This window comes from Enterococcus sp. BWB1-3, assembly GCF_016745275.1.
In the GTDB taxonomy this organism is placed as follows: Bacteria; Bacillota; Bacilli; order Lactobacillales; family Enterococcaceae; genus Enterococcus_L.
This window is the reverse complement of sequence record NZ_JADOEP010000004.1, coordinates 74,136-89,773: the sequence shown is the minus strand read 5'-3', so window position 1 is coordinate 89,773 and position 15,638 is coordinate 74,136. Positions and strand designations below refer to the sequence as shown.

Below are 15,638 nucleotides of genomic sequence, written 5' to 3'. Positions count from 1 at the left end.
GATAACGTTACACCTAGAATTGCTTGTACCAGCAGACTAAATATAGCCTAGGCCTTATTATACAACGGAAACTATAATGTTACTATAACTGAAGTTGATTTGTTCTGAGAAACGAAAAGAGTACCCCTTAGAACTCAAAAGGTACTACTTTAAGTATTCCTAAAAACTTGGTCGTGTGAGCCAGTTGCAAGTAGCCACAATTCTAAACAACCATTATCGATTCAATAAACTAGTAACCAATCCTTTTCAATATGCAATTCTCGTAGACCTTGTTTATTTCCTTTTAAGGCATGGTCTTTATAAATACATACCAGTTGCTCAGTGTCTTGACTAAATAGCAAGTCAAGAACTACCTCGAATTTATCCATGTCATAATGTTTTTTCTTTAAAGCCTTGTAGTTGCGTTCAAATGTGGGAGCTGTTCTAATCTTCATTGTTTAGTTCTTCCATCAGCTCTTGTTTGTTATTAAAGGTCTTGTAATTGCCACTTTCAATTTCTTTTAGTGCTTGAGATAAATCGTCTTGACCTAGAGATAACGTGAATGGAATAGCTTGTTCCTTAACAACCTTAGTTAAATAAATTTTGATTCCAGTGGAGAGATCCATGCCGATATCGTTAAAAAACTTAGCAGATTCTTCTTTTAATTCGTCGTCTAATCGCAAGTTTAACTGTGCCATATTCTCAACCCCTTTCTTACAACTATTATAGCATCATCGTATATACGTTGTAAAGCGTTGTGAGCCAATATAACTTAATGTATACCAGCTTTTTTGGAGCTAGAGAATGAATACAAGGAGACGCTTATTACTGATACTGTTAGATGGAACAAGATATTTTGAGTAATCTTGGAAGCGAGGTTAGGAAGCTAAGAGCAGCTAAAAAAATGACACAACGGGAGTTAGCTGAGGTTTGTAATTTAAGCCTTCCGTTTATTAACTTAATTGAAAATAATAAGAGAAACGTGTCTCTGGAGACGCTAGTGAAGTTATTATCTGCTCTTGAGGTTTCTTTAAGTGATTTTTTTCTACCGTTTTCACAGACAGATGAGAGTTTAACTGTGCTACTGCATTTACTTCTAAAATCACCAAAAAAAGCCCAGTATATTGAGCTTTTCACTCAAATACTGAAGCTTTCAGAATTATAAAACTCTGCCTAGTAAAAAAATCTTGGCAGAGTTATTTTTTTGGAGACAATCTCGGAGACAGTTCAAGTCGCTTTAACTGATTTCAAACAATTCCAACTAACTCCAAATGCTATTAAATCAAGGATTCTAGGCGTACATTCCCCCTAACTATTATTCCCTTAGTGATGACTAATATGTTCAAAGGTCTGCGTTAAAATATCAATAACATGATGATCGTCTAATGAGTAATAAATGGTTTTCCCATCTCTTCTTGATTTTACAACACGGCTTTGTCTCAGCAGCTTCAATTGATGAGACACTGCTGACTGCTCCATGTCAAGTTCTGCAGCTATCGCCGTTACATTTAATTCACCTTTTTTCAAAACAAGTAAAATACGTAATCGTGTAGGATCACTTAATACTTTATACAGCTGACTGACTTGTTGAATTTCTTCGGTTAACTCCATAACTCTCAACTCTTTCCGTGAAGTCGGGACGAAAGCATTTATCTTCTGACAGTAAGAAGAAATTCACTAAAAAAATTCATTTATTTTAGTGACCAGATGGTATTGTTCAACATCCATTTTATTTATAAAACAGTGTCTCTCAACAATTTCGTTTATTATCGAAGGAACTGCTTCTGTGCCGCCGTTAATTCGGTTTTCATATTTTGTAAAACCGGAAACTGTTTTTTACTGCTCTTATAAGATTTTTTACTTTGAATAGTTCAAACCGCTCTCAGCTTAACAGCTGAAGGATAGGATAACAAAGTTTTTGCGTTTTTCAATATAAATTGTTATCTATGCATTATTTGCCTGTCTTACTGCATCAATGACCGCATAACGAAATCCATTTTTTTCTAAAGCGGCAACTCCTTTAATGGTGGTTCCTCCCGGAGAAGTTACATCATCTTTTAATTCAGCCGGATGTCTTCTGGATTCTATCGCCAGTCGAGCCGTCCCAAATATCATCTGTGCGACAATCTCATAGCTGAGCGCTCTTGGCAGGCCTTCCATTACAGCTGCATCACCCAAAGCTTCCATAAATACATCTACAAATGCAGGACTGCATCCCGCCACTGTTCCGACAGTTCCAAGAAGATCTTCTGGAACTTCCACCACTTTTCCAAGGCTTTCCAAAATCTTTTTAGCCGCTTCCTTTTCTTCTTTCGGCAAATTATCTGAATAAGCTGCACCAATCATTCCTTCATTTACGCTGACTGGGGTATTGGGAATAGCATGAACAACATAGCTTTCATTCCCTAAAACTGCCTGAGCCTCTGCTATTGTATGTCCGGCGGCAACCGAAATCAGCACGGTGTCTTTAGACAGAAAGGGAGCGAGCTCTTTCAATACATGCAAAACAATTTTTGCACCAGTTGCGATAAAAATCAGTTTACAGTTTTTAAACTGCTCGTAGTCAGGAACCAGCTGAAATTTAAGTTTTTTCTGAAGTTTTTCTGCTGTGCCGCTGGAACCGCCCTTCACAAAAAGCTGTTTAGCGGAAACAGTTTTTACTTTGAGCAAGCCCTCAATCATTGCACCGCCCATTTGTCCTGCGCCGATAAAACCAATATTCATTTTGTTGCTCCCCTTTCTTACTGCATATGTATAAATTAAGAAAACCTCTGCTGGAAAAGTATACTAAAAAACTTTTTTCTTAAATAATAAAGGATGGCATAATTTTAACGCAAATTATTAACCATCCTCTTCTCATTAGAGTTTTGCTATTCAGTAATTTTGTTTACTGCATTTTCAAATGCAGTAAGTTTTTCATCTGCGTTCTCATGACTTGTGCCAATAGTTGCCACGTAAAATTTAATCTTCGGTTCAGTACCGGAAGGTCGAATAGCAATCCAGCTGCCATCTTCCATATAATATTTCAGAACATCAGACGGCGGCGTTAAGATTTTTTCCTCTTTCCCATCCGCAGTTCGACTGACTAATTCTTTGAAATCTTCTGTTTTAGTCACTGAAACCTCTGCAAACTCACTTGGTGCTTCTTGTCGGAATTTCGCCATTAATTCTTTAATTTTTTGGCTTCCTTCAATTCCACTCAGTGTAACTGAAATTGTTTTTTCCTTATAATAGCCATACTCTGCAAAAATATCCTGTAAACCGTCATATAACGTTTTTCCTTGCTTCTTGTAATACGCAGCAACTTCTGCAAGAAGTACCAGCGCCTGAATGGCATCTTTATCACGGACAAATGATTTTACAAGGTAACCATAGCTTTCCTCAAACCCAAACATAAATGTCTGTGAATGGTCTTCTTCGTACTCTTCAATTTTTTCAGCAATAAATTTGAATCCAGTCAGTACATCAACCATTTTTGTGTTGTATTTTTCAGCAATGGCAGTTGCCAGTTCACTGGATACAATGGATTTTAGAACTACTGCATTTTCAGGTAATGTTCCTGCTTGTTTATGTGCTTCAAGAATATATTGAAGCATAACAGAACCAATCTGGTTTCCAGTTAGAACCTGATAAGAGCCGTCAGGAAGACGAACAGCTGCACCCAAACGGTCCGCATCAGGATCTGTCGCAATCAGCAAATCCGCATTTTCTTTTTCCCCCAAACGAATCGCATATTCAAAAGCTGAATGTTCTTCCGGGTTTGGAGACTTAACTGTTGTAAAGTCAGGATCTGCAACTGCCTGTTCAGAAACAAGCGAGAACTGAGTAAAGCCAGCTTGCTTCAGTGCCTTTTCTCCAAGCATCTTCCCTGTTCCATGCAGCGGTGTATAAATCAGCTTCAATTCTCCGCCCATTTCATTGATTAATTCCTGATTAATCGTTACAGACTTCAATTTACTCAGATATTCTTTATCGACTTCTTCACCGATAATTGTGATCAAGCCACGGTTCTTACCTTCTTCCTCAGACAGAACTTCAACTTTTAATGGATTTTCTACTGAACGAACATAAGTAGTTAAAGCATCTGCATCTGCTGGAGGCATTTGTCCGCCATCAGCACCATAAACTTTATACCCATTATATTCAGCAGGATTATGAGAAGCAGTAATCATGATGCCGGCAAAAGCATTAAGATGTCTCACTGCAAAAGAAAGCTCAGGGGTTGGTCTCAGACTTTCAAATACATAGGCGGGAATTCCGTGTTGGGCTAATGTTTTCGCAGCCTCCATTGCAAATTCAGGTGACTTATGACGAGAATCATATGCAATTGCCACCCCGCGTTTTTTTGTTTCAACGTCCTGTCCGTCCATAAACAACGCCAGACCTTCAGTTGCCTGACGAATAGTGAAGATATTCATTCGGTTAATTCCGGCACCCAAAATCCCCCGCATTCCTGCTGTCCCAAATTCCAAAGGAGCATAAAATGCATCCTGGCATTTTTCACTGTCATCAGCAAGTGAATTAAGCTCCTCTTTCAATTCTGCAGGTAAATTTTCTTCATTTAGCCATTGCTCATATACTTGTTCCCAAGACATGAATAAAACCCCTCTCATACTTTGTTTTTTTCTTCTAACAGTATAGCATTCCTTCTTCGCTTAAGAAAGTAATGTAATAAAAAACCGTAAGCAGCCAAAGGAAATATATAGCGTTACTGAATGTTGTACTGAAAATAATTATTTCAGCATGCCTTGTATGACCATCAGACCTGCGACGAGCATTCGAAGAAGCGTAGGAGCAAGTCTTTGCATTTAAAATCCCTGAAATTTTCGTTTCTTCAACAGCTTCCAGCCAGATCCCAGTTAATCTCAATATCCGATTTATTTCTATTTAAATACCCTTTTAAGTTTCAACAGTTGATCAATCAACCGATTTGGTTTGGATGAAAAATAATCGGCAAATTTCTTACTCCATAATTTTGTTTCACGGACTTCTCCAAATTTTTCCATGGTCTCATCGTATTCTTCTATTAAGGTATACGGATAAGATGTAAATTTTTCATGGAAAATTATCGTCTCTTTCGGAAGCCTTGGTTTCACTTTCATTTCAACAGTCGGCTTACCGATACTCAAACCAAACAATGGAAACATTCCCGCAGGCATTTCCAGCAGTTCGCTGATTTCTTTCCCATGTTTGCGAATACTTCCAACCACAACAGAGCCCAACCCCATGCTTTCAACAGCAGTCACAGCACTTCCCAATGCCAATGCAGCATCTGTTGCAGCAATCAGAGTAGAATCAATACTTTCAGAAGTCAAATTTTCTACTCCGTATTCTTCGCTGACACATTGTGTCCGGTATAGATCACCGGCAAAAATGAGGAAAACAGAACTTTTCAACATATGAGGGTTCCCGGGATTCCATTCTACAAGTTGTTTTCTTATCTGTTCATCCCGAATGACAAAGATGCTGTAAAACTGACCATTCATCCAGCTGGGTGCCTGTCTGGCTGCTTTTAAAATGGAATTCAGCGCTTCCTCCGGTATAACATACTGCTCATCAAAATCTCTATGTGTCTTTCTATTCACTAATACCTTCATTGTTTCATTCATACTTTTCCCTCCATTCCAGTTTATTCTATCATATTTACGGTGAATTCCAGCTCAGAAACTGAGTTTTTTTATTCTGCTTTTTCCAACAAACGAGCCGATGGACAATGTTTGTAAAATCTTCTCAACTAGTATTATTTTAACTGAGCGTTGGCAGCAGCAATATTTGTTCAAAAAAGCTTAAATTCTAAACAGCTAATCGTCATTTTCTGCTCTCACTGGTTTTAAAAATACTTTCTGATATTTTCTCTATCTTTTGTCTGAATAGCGGAAGCTGTTCTGCTGAAACTCTCGAAAAGTTGATACGTACACTGTTTCGATCTCTGCTAAACAGAAAACCAGGTGCCGCCAGCAGCCCTTCTCTGAGAAACTGCTGCCAGTCATTTTGTTTAAGCTCTTTTCCCAGGAAAGTCGCCCATAGGTAAAAGCCTCCCTGCGGTTTCTCCACTTTCCAGCATTCCAGCTTTTTCAAAACAGTGTAAACTGCCTCTCCGCGTTGATGAACTTCATTTTTCAGTAAAGAAAGCTTTTCATCAAATGATGGATCATTTAATGCAATATTACCAAGCAGCTGCGGGAAAATACTTAATGAAAAATCCATTATTTTTCTCGCTTCAGCAATTTGTCGATTGACTGACGGCGGCGCACTCAGCCAACCGATTTTCGTTGTAGAGCCTAATATTTTAGACAGTGACCCTATATAAAGAACATTCTCAGGATCTAATTTTTTCAGGGGGGGAATCTGTATTGCAGAAATTTCACTTAATTGACCAAATACATCATCCTCTACAATAGGGATTTGATATTTTTGACACAGCTTAACCAGCTCCTGTCGCCGCCTAACGCCCATTACTTTCCCCGTCGGATTTTGAAAGGAGGGATTTACCATGACCATCTTCACTCTGTGCTGACGAATTAACTGCTCCAAACTCATCAATTCTATTCCCTCATCGTCCATTGGTACACCGTAGAGTCGAATTCCTGCTGCCTGAAAAATCGGCAGAGCATAAAAGAAAGACGGGTCTTCAATAGCGACACTGTCTCCCGCTCTTAAAAGAACCTGCAAAATCAGAAACAAGGCCTGCTGAGCCCCGGAAGTTATGAGCAGCGACTCCTTCTGAAGAGAAAAGTCATACTCCTTTTCAACCATTCGGCAAATGGATTCCCTTAGAGGTAAATAACCGAAGTCGTCCTGTTCTTCTTCCTCTAAAAAATGCTTCCAAGTCAGCGGCGGGATGTCAAAGCTGGGAATCAGCTCCAAGGGCAGCTCCCCTGTATAAACATCCAGTATCTGATCACTATTTTCACTCATTAACTGATTCATTTTTTCGATAAACGGTTCTGTTTTATTAAATGCATTCTGCTCCAGATATCTTCGCCAGTCTGTCCGTGCAGTTGAGGCGATTCCCCATTTCCCTTCTGCAACAAACGAACCGCTCCCCTGCTTTCGAATCAGCCAACCCATATCCTCCAGTTCTTCCAATGCATGGACAACCGTTGAACGATTGACACCAAGCTTTTCTGCCAATCGTCTTTCAGCCGGCAGCTTTTCTCCGGGCAGCAGTTCCCCTTCTCTAATATACGAAAGGATCAGTTCGATAATTTTTCTGTAAACAGGAAGACCTTTTTCTTTATTTAATTCCCACATACTTACTTCCTCCGCAAAAATTGGATGAGTTAAAAATAATCCAATTGGCTGTTTTTGTCAATAGAACGCTGCGCTAGAATATAACTATTGTAACAACATTCAATCAGGGAGGTACAGCAATGATAAAGAAAGTATTAACTGTGGCGGGGTCTGATTCTAGCGGCGGAGCTGGGATTCAAGCCGATTTAAAAACATTTCAGGAATTTGGTACATTTGGTTTTTCTGCTCTGACGAGTATCGTTACCATGAATCCTGATGAAGGCTGGAGTCATCTTGTGACCCCTATAGAGCCGGAACTAGTGGAAAAACAATTAAAAACAATTTTTGCCGGCGGGGCGTTAGACGGTATGAAAACCGGTATGCTCGGAACGGTTGGTGCAATCGAAATTACCAGACAGTATATCGATAAATTTGATATGAAGAATGTTGTGATTGATCCTGTGATGGCCTGTAAAGGAACAAGTGAACTGCTGCAGCCGGAAAATGTTGCGGCAATGGTTAAACATCTTCTTCCTAAAGCGACTATCACCACTCCAAATTTGGTTGAAGCAGGCATTCTATCCGAAATGGGTGCCCTGACTTCCATTGATCAGATGAAAGAAGCAGCTAAAAAGATTCTTTTATTGGGTCCTCAATCTGTTGTGATAAAAGGCGGTCATCGACTTCCTACCGAGAATGCAGTTGATCTGTTTTATGATGGACAAACCTTTACTTTACTGGAAAACAAAAAGCTGGCTACAGATTACAATCATGGAGCCGGATGTACGTTTGCTGCAGCTGTTACTGCCGGACTGGCAAAAGGGTATACAGTGGCACAGGCGGTTCAGACAGCAAAAGAATTTGTTGCAGCAGCTATTGAAAATGGACAAAAAATTAATCCATTTCTGGGACATGTTTGGCATGGTGCTTATAACCAAGCTGAAAACCGAATGACAAAGTAAAGGAGTCTGGAATATGGCAAAAAAGAATACGACACTGTCGCTTGTACTCATAGCACTATTTACCGCCTTAACTATTTTAGGAACAATGATAAAAATTCCGCTGCCTACAGGAGCTTTTGTTCATCTGGGAAATGCTGTCCTGCTGCTCGCCGTTTTGTTGTTAGGCTATACTAGAGGAGCCTTGGCAGGTGGTCTGGGCTTTGCAATTTTTGATCTGATGAATGGCTTTGCTGCGGAAGCACCTTATTTCATCATAGAAAGCTTTATTGTTGGCGGAGCAGCGGCTATCGCAATGATGGCTTTTCATAATAATATTGATAATATTAAAAAATTAGTAACTGTCGCAATCGTGACAGGGATTGCGAAAATTATTATGACACAGCTGAAAAATACAGCATTGGCCCTATTTGCAGGCAGCAGCTTTCAACTAGCATTTTCCAGCGCTTTATCCATGCTGCTTGCAACAGTTTTGAATGTGACAATTACAATCATTTTTGTGTCACTCGTGTATTTCCCTTTGAAAAAAGCAATGACTACTATTTTCAGGTAAATAAAAGAAGCGTTTGGCAGCCAAACGCTTCTTTTATTATTACCGGATTTATAATAAGTTATTTTTCACTGGTAAAAATACTTTCCAGAATTCCAAAAATGATCCCTGCGATTGGAAAAATAATCCAAGAAGTCCCCCAGTTTCCGGCGATAAAACTTTGAAAAAGATAGCTGACAACAACAAGCGGCCAATAGATTTTTTCAATAACCAGCCAGAATTGCGGCTTTTTTCTATTTTTTTCCTCCTTCGCGCGAGGACCCAATTTATCTTCATCAGAAATAAAGTATTTATGCTTTAACAGCTGAGTAAAGCTCCCCATGATAACTCCTGCATAGATGAAGAGGAAGACGCCTGCTGAAACAAGAAGAAACGTAATAGACATACCCAGAAGCGGAAATTCTTCCATATCACCCAAAATAGGCATCGCACCTAAAGGAATAACAGCCAAGATACAAAGAACCACTCCAGCCGAAATACTGAATACATAAGAACGCTGAAAGTCCCCTTTTATCTTCTCAACCATTTTTTTCACCTGAAGCGGAATAAGCCGATCATCCAGATTTTTCTTGTTATTGGTCATGCTGATGCCGGCAACGATAAACAATGGAACACCCACAGCAACTCCAAGAAAGAGCCCCACAATGCTTATTGCCTCTTCAAAACTTCCATTATCCCATATTGCCATTGCTGCGAAAAATGCTGATAACCCAATCAGAATAGACATTACACCCAGAGCGATAAACAAAGCACCTTTCTTTTGTACCTGTAAAAATCCGTTAGCTTCTTCAACTGAAATTTCATCAATCTCTTGACCAGTTTCGTCAGTATATTCCTGCTTCATATTCATTTCTTCCAGTAGTTCATCAATGTTGCCAAATTCAGTAATTACAGCGCCGATTGCTTCATTTTCAGATTTCCCCTGTGATTTCAGATCATCATATCTGTCCTCGGCACTGGCCAAAAGATCTTCTTTTAATTTCCTGATCTGCCCAGTTTCCTGAATTCCCAGAAATAGGCTTTCTATGTAGTCTTGAATTGTTTTCATCAGTCTTCCTCCTTAATAAAGCATTCAACGACTTTTTTCGTCAACTGCCATTCCTTAATTTTTTCCAACAGGTACTCTGCTCCTGATTCTGTAATCTTGTAATATGTCCTCTTTTTCCCATGAGTCACCTGTCCCGGGTATGATTCAATATATCCGTTTTTTTCCAAACGGGTAAAGGCTGAATACAATGTCGTTTCTTTTATAGAATAATTTTTCTGAGAGGTTTCTCTGATCTGTTTGGAAATCTCATATCCATAAGAATCACCTTCAGAAAGAATCGTTAAAATGAATGTGTCATTATATCCTCTAATTGCATCGCTTCCGATCATTGAATCACCTCCAAATTACTTCATCTAACGTACTACGTCTGTCGTTGTAATTATATTAACATGATTACTACGATAGGTAAAGTAAAATGTGTTGAAAAGATTATTTATTTTGTTTGGATAAAAATCACTGTATAAATAAAAAGCCTGTCAACAACTAATTAAAGAAGTCGATAGGCTTTTTCAGAGGAATGGATAACTAACTCATCACTGTCGTCTCTCCTGTATTTTACTAGGGCGTATCTGAAAATTTATGACGACAAGTTCCATAAAAATATCGAAAATACTTACCGCTAGAGTTTTCAGACAGAACCTAAATAGTATCTCCATTAAAGATTGAGTTTTTCACAATCACATAATCAACTTTGCGGATGGATTCTAAATCTCTCCCGCCGGCATAAGAAATGGAAGACTGAAGGTCCTGCTGCATTTCAACCAGTGTGTCAGAAAGTCTTCCTTTGTAACGAATCCAGATTTTCTTCCCTTCAACGTTTTTCTTTTCCCCTTTTTGAAATTCAGAGGCACTGCCAAAGTATTCCTTGTATACCACACCATTTTCTACTTTTGTTTCTCCCGGAGATTCTTCATGTCCGGCAAATAAAGAACCAATCATGACCATTGTCGCTCCAAATCGAACAGATTTAGCTACATCACCAGGCGTTCTAATTCCGCCGTCTGCAATGATTGGTTTACGTGCAGCTTTACCGCACCAGCGTAATGCTGCCAACTGCCAGCCGCCGGTTCCGAACCCTGTCTTTATTTTCGTAATACAGACTTTACCAGGTCCGATACCCACTTTTGTTGCATCCGCTCCCGCATTCTCCAGTTCCCTAACAGCTTCTGGAGTTCCTACATTCCCAGCAATGACAAATGTTGTCGGCAGCGTCTGTTTCAAATGCTGAATCATGCGAATCACTGCATTGGAATGCCCATGAGCAATATCAATTGTTACATAATCTGGGATCAGATTTTGCTTGGCTAATTCTTCAACAAACACATATTCTTCTTCCTTTACTCCAACACTGATAGAAGTAATGAGTCCTCTTTTCTTCATTCGCTGAACAAACGGAATCCGTGCTTCTTCATCAAAGCGGTGCATAATATAAAAATAGCCGTTTTCAGCTAAAAATTCTGCAATTTTATCATCAATAATCGTCTGCATATTCGCAGGAACGACAGGCATTTTAAAAGTGTGCGCACCTAACTTTACACTTGTATCACATTCAGAACGACTGTTGACAATACATTTGTTGGGAATCAGTTGAACATCTTCGTAATCAAAAACTTTCATTCTACTATCTCCTAGCAATTTAATAGTTTCGGGACAAAAACACGTAATAAAAAGCTTTATCAAATAAAAAACGTTCGGTTTTTCTACCCATGATAATTTACACCATTTTCAGACGAATGTCAAAGGAATTCTTAGCGCATCCAAAGACTTTTACAAGAAGTTTGATTTTACTTTTATCAGCAGTTCTCTAAGTCCCTAAAAAACAGCTCATTTTTAGATAAACAAATACCAAAAAGACAGGTCTTCATCAACCACGTTTTTCTTTTTAATTAAGAAGGCTTGTTTGAATCAGATTAAATTATCGACAAAACAATCCCAGACCTTTGTTTTCCTCCCATGAATTGTTGTATACTTATAAAAGAACAATAAAGAAAGGTACTGATACGATGCTAAAAATTGAGCGAATTAAAACCGGCCCTATCCAGGAAAACTGCTACCTTATTTACAATGAAGAGGGCTTGCTGATTATCGATCCCGGAGCAGAGGCTCAGAAATTAATTCAAGCAGTGGATAAAACCGGAAAGAAGCCTGCAGCTATCCTACTGACCCATACACATTATGATCATATCGGTGCTGTTGAGGAGCTTCGGAAGCATTACAACATTCCAGTCTATGTTAGCCCATTGGAACAAAGCTGGCTTTCTGATCCTGTCATGAACTTGTCCGGATTGGGTCGGCATAATGATATTCCGGATATTATCGTTCAGTCAGCTGAATATGAATTTGAAATGAAAGAATACGAAATCAGCGGCATGCGCTTTACTGTTGTCCCCACCCCAGGACATTCTATTGGAAGTGTCAGCTTTATTTTTGATGATTTTGTTGTCTGTGGTGATGCGCTGTTTAGAGGAAGCATTGGCAGAACAGATTTGGCAACAGGTAATTTTGATCAGCTTATTCACAGTATTACCACTTACCTTTTCACTCTACCAGGTGAATTTCCAGTTTACTCAGGTCATGGAGATGCAACAACTGTTGAACATGAAAAGAAAACCAATCCATTTTTCCAATCATAAAAACTAACTGAGGTGAAAAAAATGACAGAAACAAAGCTTTATATTATCCGTCATGGAAAAACAATGTTTAACACGATCGGTCGAACACAGGGCTGGTCAGATACACCTTTGACTGCTGAAGGAGAACTGGTCATCCAACAGCTGGGTGCCGGCTTAAAAACAATTCCTTTTAAAGAAGCCTATTCCAGCGACAGCGGAAGAGCCATGCAGACGGCAAGAATTATTTTACAGGAGCATCTGCAGGGGGAAAGTATTCCCTATCGTACAGACAAACGCATCAGAGAGTGGTGCTTTGGTTCGTTAGATGGTGGATATGATGGCGAACTATGGGGGGTTGTTCCCAGAATTTTAGCATTTAAAAATTATGATGAAATGATGTCAGAAACCATCAGTTATAAGAACTTGGCGGATGCAATCATTAAAGCCGACACCTCCAATTGGGCAGAGCCCTATGAAAAGATCAAAGAACGTGTCTGGTCAGGTTTCGAAGATATGGCACATTACAGAGAAAAAGATGGTGGCGGCAACATCATGGTTGTTTCCCATGGTCTGACTATTTCGTTCCTGCTGTCTCTAATTGATAACGACCTGCCTATGCAAATCGGATTGGAAAACGGCAGTGTGACAACACTGACTTATAAGGATGGTTCGTTTACTATTGAAGATGTTAATGATCTCCACTATATTGCAGACGGTAAAAAAGAACTTGAAGAAAAGAATTTACTATAATAAAGCTCAAATAGAACAGACAAGATTTTGTTTTCTGAATCTTCCTGTTCTTTTTTGGCTTGTTTAAATTAGTATCCTTTAAGCAAATACCAAAGAAAGTATTAAGATTTTATTTCTCATTCCAACTATCTCACAAAATAGAATCATTCTTCTTCTATTACTTCTATAGCTTCTGCTTCATTCAAAGAAAAAAATAACCCTTTTAACTCTTTTTTAAAAGAGTTCACAGAACTTTCACGATTCAAAGCAGATTCTTCCAATTTTTTTATGCTCCATTTCACTTTAAATGAGTATGATGAATTCAGTTAATAAGAAAGGGGCTGTTTCAAGGAATTGGATTTTCTTTTTTGGGTTTTATCTTCAGAATTTATAAAGAGAGTCAGAAGCAAAACCCCAATTTTTAATTGTTATGGAGAGCCTTGTCTCTCCATACACATCAAATAAAAATTACTTACAACTAAAATAATTATTCTGTGGATGAACGTGGTGTTTTTACTCTCCTGAGGCTTAACAGATGTTTGTGCTCAATTTCCAGAGGTGTAGGTTCGAATCCTGCCGTCCACATTTCCCTATCCTTTGTAGGGTTAATCATAGATATATGTTACCAGCCTAAAAAGGCAGCTCTTACTAGAAAGAAAGGATGATATACATGAAAAAAATATTGACAGCAGGCTCCCTGATTTCTATCGCAGCAATTACCGCTATTTCCCTAACCCGAAAAAGTAAGATGGCATATGCCAGAGTCTCACATCGATCATAAAAAATTTGGAACTGACTTTACAGTCAGTTCTTTTTAACGAAACTGTGCACAGTAAAAAGTGTAAAAAACATTACCCGTACTAGGGTGTGTCTGAAAACTCAAGCAGCGAATAGTTTGATGATTTTTATCGAACTCCTCGTCATAAATACTCGCTTATGAACCACATAAGCTGTGTTTTCTTCTTTGATTTCAACAATAATCACTGAAAAATTCGAATGCCACTAACTTTTCAGACACGCCCTAGAATGGAGGTAGAAAAAAAATTTTATTTGGTCCTTGTTAATTGTTGGCAACGTCTAACAGGGATCTTTTATTTACCCGAAATGTAGAAAAAAAAACGAAATATGGTTGAATATCCTCTTGATCGTTTAGTCAGAAGCTAACTATTCAGAGAAGAGGCAAACCTTCACGGGTCTTTTTCCATTTTATTATTTCTAATTCTTTTGTAACACAAAGACATTTGTATGTAACCTTCAAAATAGAAAATTCAAAGGGAAGATATTTTTCAATATCAGTCAGATTATCCCTTTGAAAAAATTTATAACCTTCACCTAGCACTTCGTACTACTTATCGCTTCAAGTCTCTACATTAAACTCTGATACAGTCCAATGATTTCTCCTACTGAGGTATCTCTTGGATTGCCTGGTGTGCAGACATCCTTAAATGCATCCTCGGCAATCTTCTGCAGGTCTTCGGCCTTCACACCCAGCTCTGAGATGGTCGCCGGAATGCCTACATCCCGGCTTAAACGATCAATTGCTTCACAGGCGGCATCCCTTGCCTCTTCAATCATCATCGTTTCTGCGCCCTCAATTTTTAAAGCCTCAGCGATTTCACGGTATTTTTCGCCGGTAAATGCTTTGTTGTACTTCATGACGGTCGGCAGTAATGAAGCACAGGCAACGCCGTGCGGAATATTATACCAAGCGCTCAACGGATGCGCCATTCCATGAACCAGTCCCAATCCGACATTGGAAAAGCCCATTCCCGCAATATATTGCCCCAGTGCCAATGCTTCTCTTCCGGTTTCATCACCATTTACGGAAGCTCTCAATGATCGACCAATAATCTCAATTGCTTTCAGGTGCAGCATATCCGTCATTTCCCATGCGCCCTTGGTAATAAAGCCTTCAATTGCATGGGTCATGGCATCCATGCCGGTTGCCGCAGCCAGACTCTTCGGCATCCCCATCATCATATCACTGTCCACAAATGCCGCAATAGGAATGTCGTGCGGATCTACGCAGACAAACTTGCGCTGATTTTCTTCATCAGTAATAACATAGTTGATCGTTACCTCTGCTGCAGTGCCTGAAGTGGTCGGCACCGCCAGAATCGGCAGACAGGGCTGCTTCGTATCTGCAACACCTTCCAGACTTCGGACATCTGCAAACTCAGGATTTGTCACGATAATTCCAATGGCTTTGGCTGTATCAATCGGCGACCCGCCGCCGATAGCGATAATACAGTCAGCTCCCGCTTCTTTAACAGCCATCACCCCGTCCTTCACATTCTGGATCGTCGGATTCGGAACGATGCCATCATGAACGGTATAGTTTATTCCCGCCTTGTCCAGTAAATCTGTAACTTTTGTCGCTACACCAAATTGAATCAGCTCCTTGTCGGTAATCACGATTGCTTTCTTAAAATTCCGTTTTTTAAATTCTGCCGGAACTTCCTCAATTGCTCCTTTACCAAAATAGGATGTTTCGTTTAAAATCATTCGATTAACCATAAAATTCCTC

16 protein-coding genes are annotated in these 15,638 nt (G+C 39.3%); 5 read left to right on the top strand and 11 right to left on the bottom strand.

Going from position 1 to position 15,638, the window contains the following annotated elements; genetic code table 11:
- Positions 1-221 precede the first annotated feature (221 nt).
- Positions 222-434: a type II toxin-antitoxin system RelE/ParE family toxin gene (locus tag IW492_RS04475; protein ID WP_202065800.1), complete on the bottom strand. Its 213-nt coding sequence runs from the start codon at positions 432-434 to the stop codon at positions 222-224.
- Positions 424-678: a type II toxin-antitoxin system RelB/DinJ family antitoxin gene (locus IW492_RS04470; RefSeq protein WP_202065798.1), complete on the bottom strand. Its 255-nt coding sequence runs from the start codon at positions 676-678 to the stop codon at positions 424-426. Before IW492_RS04470 ends, IW492_RS04475 begins: the two co-directional genes overlap by 11 nt.
- Before the next feature lie 143 nt (positions 679-821).
- Here IW492_RS04470 and IW492_RS04465 point away from each other — a divergent pair, with 143 nt between their 5' ends.
- Positions 822-1,145, top strand: coding sequence for a helix-turn-helix domain-containing protein (locus IW492_RS04465; RefSeq protein WP_202065796.1), 324 nt, complete (start codon positions 822-824; stop codon positions 1,143-1,145).
- 158 nt (positions 1,146-1,303) lie between these two features.
- Here the strand turns inward: IW492_RS04465 and IW492_RS04460 are convergent, their stop codons facing one another.
- From IW492_RS04460 to IW492_RS04440, 5 genes are all read right to left on the bottom strand, one after another.
- Complete coding sequence (locus IW492_RS04460) at positions 1,304-1,591, bottom strand: ArsR/SmtB family transcription factor (protein ID WP_202065793.1); 288 nt, start codon at positions 1,589-1,591, stop codon at positions 1,304-1,306.
- A gap of 333 nt (positions 1,592-1,924) precedes the next feature.
- Positions 1,925-2,704, bottom strand: coding sequence for a pyrroline-5-carboxylate reductase (gene proC, locus IW492_RS04455; RefSeq protein WP_202065791.1), 780 nt, complete (start codon positions 2,702-2,704; stop codon positions 1,925-1,927).
- A gap of 146 nt (positions 2,705-2,850) precedes the next feature.
- Complete coding sequence (locus tag IW492_RS04450) at positions 2,851-4,575, bottom strand: phospho-sugar mutase (RefSeq protein WP_202065789.1); 1,725 nt, start codon at positions 4,573-4,575, stop codon at positions 2,851-2,853.
- A 288-nt stretch (positions 4,576-4,863) separates the two neighbouring features.
- Positions 4,864-5,589 (bottom strand): nitroreductase family protein, encoded by a 726-nt coding sequence (locus IW492_RS04445; protein WP_202065787.1) that lies wholly within the window; start codon positions 5,587-5,589, stop codon positions 4,864-4,866.
- Between the two features lie 199 nt (positions 5,590-5,788).
- Entirely contained in the window at positions 5,789-7,234 is a 1,446-nt protein-coding gene (locus IW492_RS04440) for an aminotransferase-like domain-containing protein (protein ID WP_202065780.1), read from the bottom strand.
- Positions 7,235-7,353: 119 nt separating this feature from the next.
- On the opposite strand from IW492_RS04440, the gene thiD reads away from it, so the two are divergent.
- Both thiD and IW492_RS04430 read left to right on the top strand, forming a co-directional pair.
- Complete coding sequence (gene thiD / locus IW492_RS04435) at positions 7,354-8,175, top strand: bifunctional hydroxymethylpyrimidine kinase/phosphomethylpyrimidine kinase (RefSeq protein WP_202065778.1); 822 nt, start codon at positions 7,354-7,356, stop codon at positions 8,173-8,175.
- A gap of 13 nt (positions 8,176-8,188) precedes the next feature.
- Positions 8,189-8,725: an ECF transporter S component gene (locus IW492_RS04430; RefSeq protein WP_202065776.1), complete on the top strand. Its 537-nt coding sequence runs from the start codon at positions 8,189-8,191 to the stop codon at positions 8,723-8,725.
- Positions 8,726-8,783: 58 nt separating this feature from the next.
- Here the strand turns inward: IW492_RS04430 and IW492_RS04425 are convergent, their stop codons facing one another.
- The 3 genes from IW492_RS04425 to guaC all read right to left on the bottom strand — a co-directional run bounded on the left by IW492_RS04425 (position 8,784) and on the right by guaC (position 11,387).
- Complete coding sequence (locus tag IW492_RS04425) at positions 8,784-9,770, bottom strand: permease prefix domain 1-containing protein (protein ID WP_202065767.1); 987 nt, start codon at positions 9,768-9,770, stop codon at positions 8,784-8,786.
- Complete coding sequence (locus tag IW492_RS04420) at positions 9,770-10,099, bottom strand: PadR family transcriptional regulator (RefSeq protein WP_202065766.1); 330 nt, start codon at positions 10,097-10,099, stop codon at positions 9,770-9,772. Before IW492_RS04420 ends, IW492_RS04425 begins: the two co-directional genes overlap by 1 nt.
- Before the next feature lie 310 nt (positions 10,100-10,409).
- A complete protein-coding gene (gene guaC, locus IW492_RS04415; RefSeq protein ID WP_202065764.1) occupies positions 10,410-11,387 on the bottom strand; it encodes a GMP reductase in 978 nt (325 codons plus the stop codon).
- A gap of 386 nt (positions 11,388-11,773) precedes the next feature.
- On the opposite strand from guaC, the gene IW492_RS04410 reads away from it, so the two are divergent.
- Together IW492_RS04410 and IW492_RS04405 are read left to right on the top strand one after the other, a co-directional pair.
- Positions 11,774-12,403, top strand: coding sequence for an MBL fold metallo-hydrolase (locus IW492_RS04410; RefSeq protein ID WP_202065762.1), 630 nt, complete (start codon positions 11,774-11,776; stop codon positions 12,401-12,403).
- A gap of 21 nt (positions 12,404-12,424) precedes the next feature.
- On the top strand, positions 12,425-13,132 hold the full coding sequence (locus IW492_RS04405; protein WP_202065760.1) for a histidine phosphatase family protein: 708 nt from the start codon (positions 12,425-12,427) through the stop codon (positions 13,130-13,132).
- Positions 13,133-14,476: 1,344 nt separating this feature from the next.
- Here IW492_RS04405 and fucO read toward each other — a convergent pair.
- Positions 14,477-15,628 carry a lactaldehyde reductase gene (gene fucO / locus IW492_RS04400; protein WP_202065753.1) on the bottom strand — a complete coding sequence of 384 codons (1,152 nt, stop codon included), beginning with the start codon at positions 15,626-15,628 and terminating at the stop codon, positions 14,477-14,479.
- Positions 15,629-15,638 lie beyond the last annotated feature (10 nt).

What these genes read in the sequence shown, in the direction of transcription:
- IW492_RS04475 (WP_202065800.1), bottom strand. Translation starts at nt 434, where the DNA reads ATGAAGATTAGAACAGCTCCCACATTTGAACGCAACTACAAGGCTTTA.
- IW492_RS04470 (WP_202065798.1), bottom strand. Translation starts at nt 678, where the DNA reads ATGGCACAGTTAAACTTGCGATTAGACGACGAATTAAAAGAAGAATCT.
- IW492_RS04465 (WP_202065796.1), top strand. Translation starts at nt 822, where the DNA reads ATGGAACAAGATATTTTGAGTAATCTTGGAAGCGAGGTTAGGAAGCTA.
- IW492_RS04460 (WP_202065793.1), bottom strand. Translation starts at nt 1,591, where the DNA reads ATGGAGTTAACCGAAGAAATTCAACAAGTCAGTCAGCTGTATAAAGTA.
- proC (WP_202065791.1), bottom strand. Translation starts at nt 2,704, where the DNA reads ATGAATATTGGTTTTATCGGCGCAGGACAAATGGGCGGTGCAATGATT.
- IW492_RS04450 (WP_202065789.1), bottom strand. Translation starts at nt 4,575, where the DNA reads ATGTCTTGGGAACAAGTATATGAGCAATGGCTAAATGAAGAAAATTTA.
- IW492_RS04445 (WP_202065787.1), bottom strand. Translation starts at nt 5,589, where the DNA reads ATGAATGAAACAATGAAGGTATTAGTGAATAGAAAGACACATAGAGAT.
- IW492_RS04440 (WP_202065780.1), bottom strand. Translation starts at nt 7,234, where the DNA reads ATGTGGGAATTAAATAAAGAAAAAGGTCTTCCTGTTTACAGAAAAATT.
- thiD (WP_202065778.1), top strand. Translation starts at nt 7,354, where the DNA reads ATGATAAAGAAAGTATTAACTGTGGCGGGGTCTGATTCTAGCGGCGGA.
- IW492_RS04430 (WP_202065776.1), top strand. Translation starts at nt 8,189, where the DNA reads ATGGCAAAAAAGAATACGACACTGTCGCTTGTACTCATAGCACTATTT.
- IW492_RS04425 (WP_202065767.1), bottom strand. Translation starts at nt 9,770, where the DNA reads ATGAAAACAATTCAAGACTACATAGAAAGCCTATTTCTGGGAATTCAG.
- IW492_RS04420 (WP_202065766.1), bottom strand. Translation starts at nt 10,099, where the DNA reads ATGATCGGAAGCGATGCAATTAGAGGATATAATGACACATTCATTTTA.
- guaC (WP_202065764.1), bottom strand. Translation starts at nt 11,387, where the DNA reads ATGAAAGTTTTTGATTACGAAGATGTTCAACTGATTCCCAACAAATGT.
- IW492_RS04410 (WP_202065762.1), top strand. Translation starts at nt 11,774, where the DNA reads ATGCTAAAAATTGAGCGAATTAAAACCGGCCCTATCCAGGAAAACTGC.
- IW492_RS04405 (WP_202065760.1), top strand. Translation starts at nt 12,425, where the DNA reads ATGACAGAAACAAAGCTTTATATTATCCGTCATGGAAAAACAATGTTT.
- fucO (WP_202065753.1), bottom strand. Translation starts at nt 15,628, where the DNA reads ATGGTTAATCGAATGATTTTAAACGAAACATCCTATTTTGGTAAAGGA.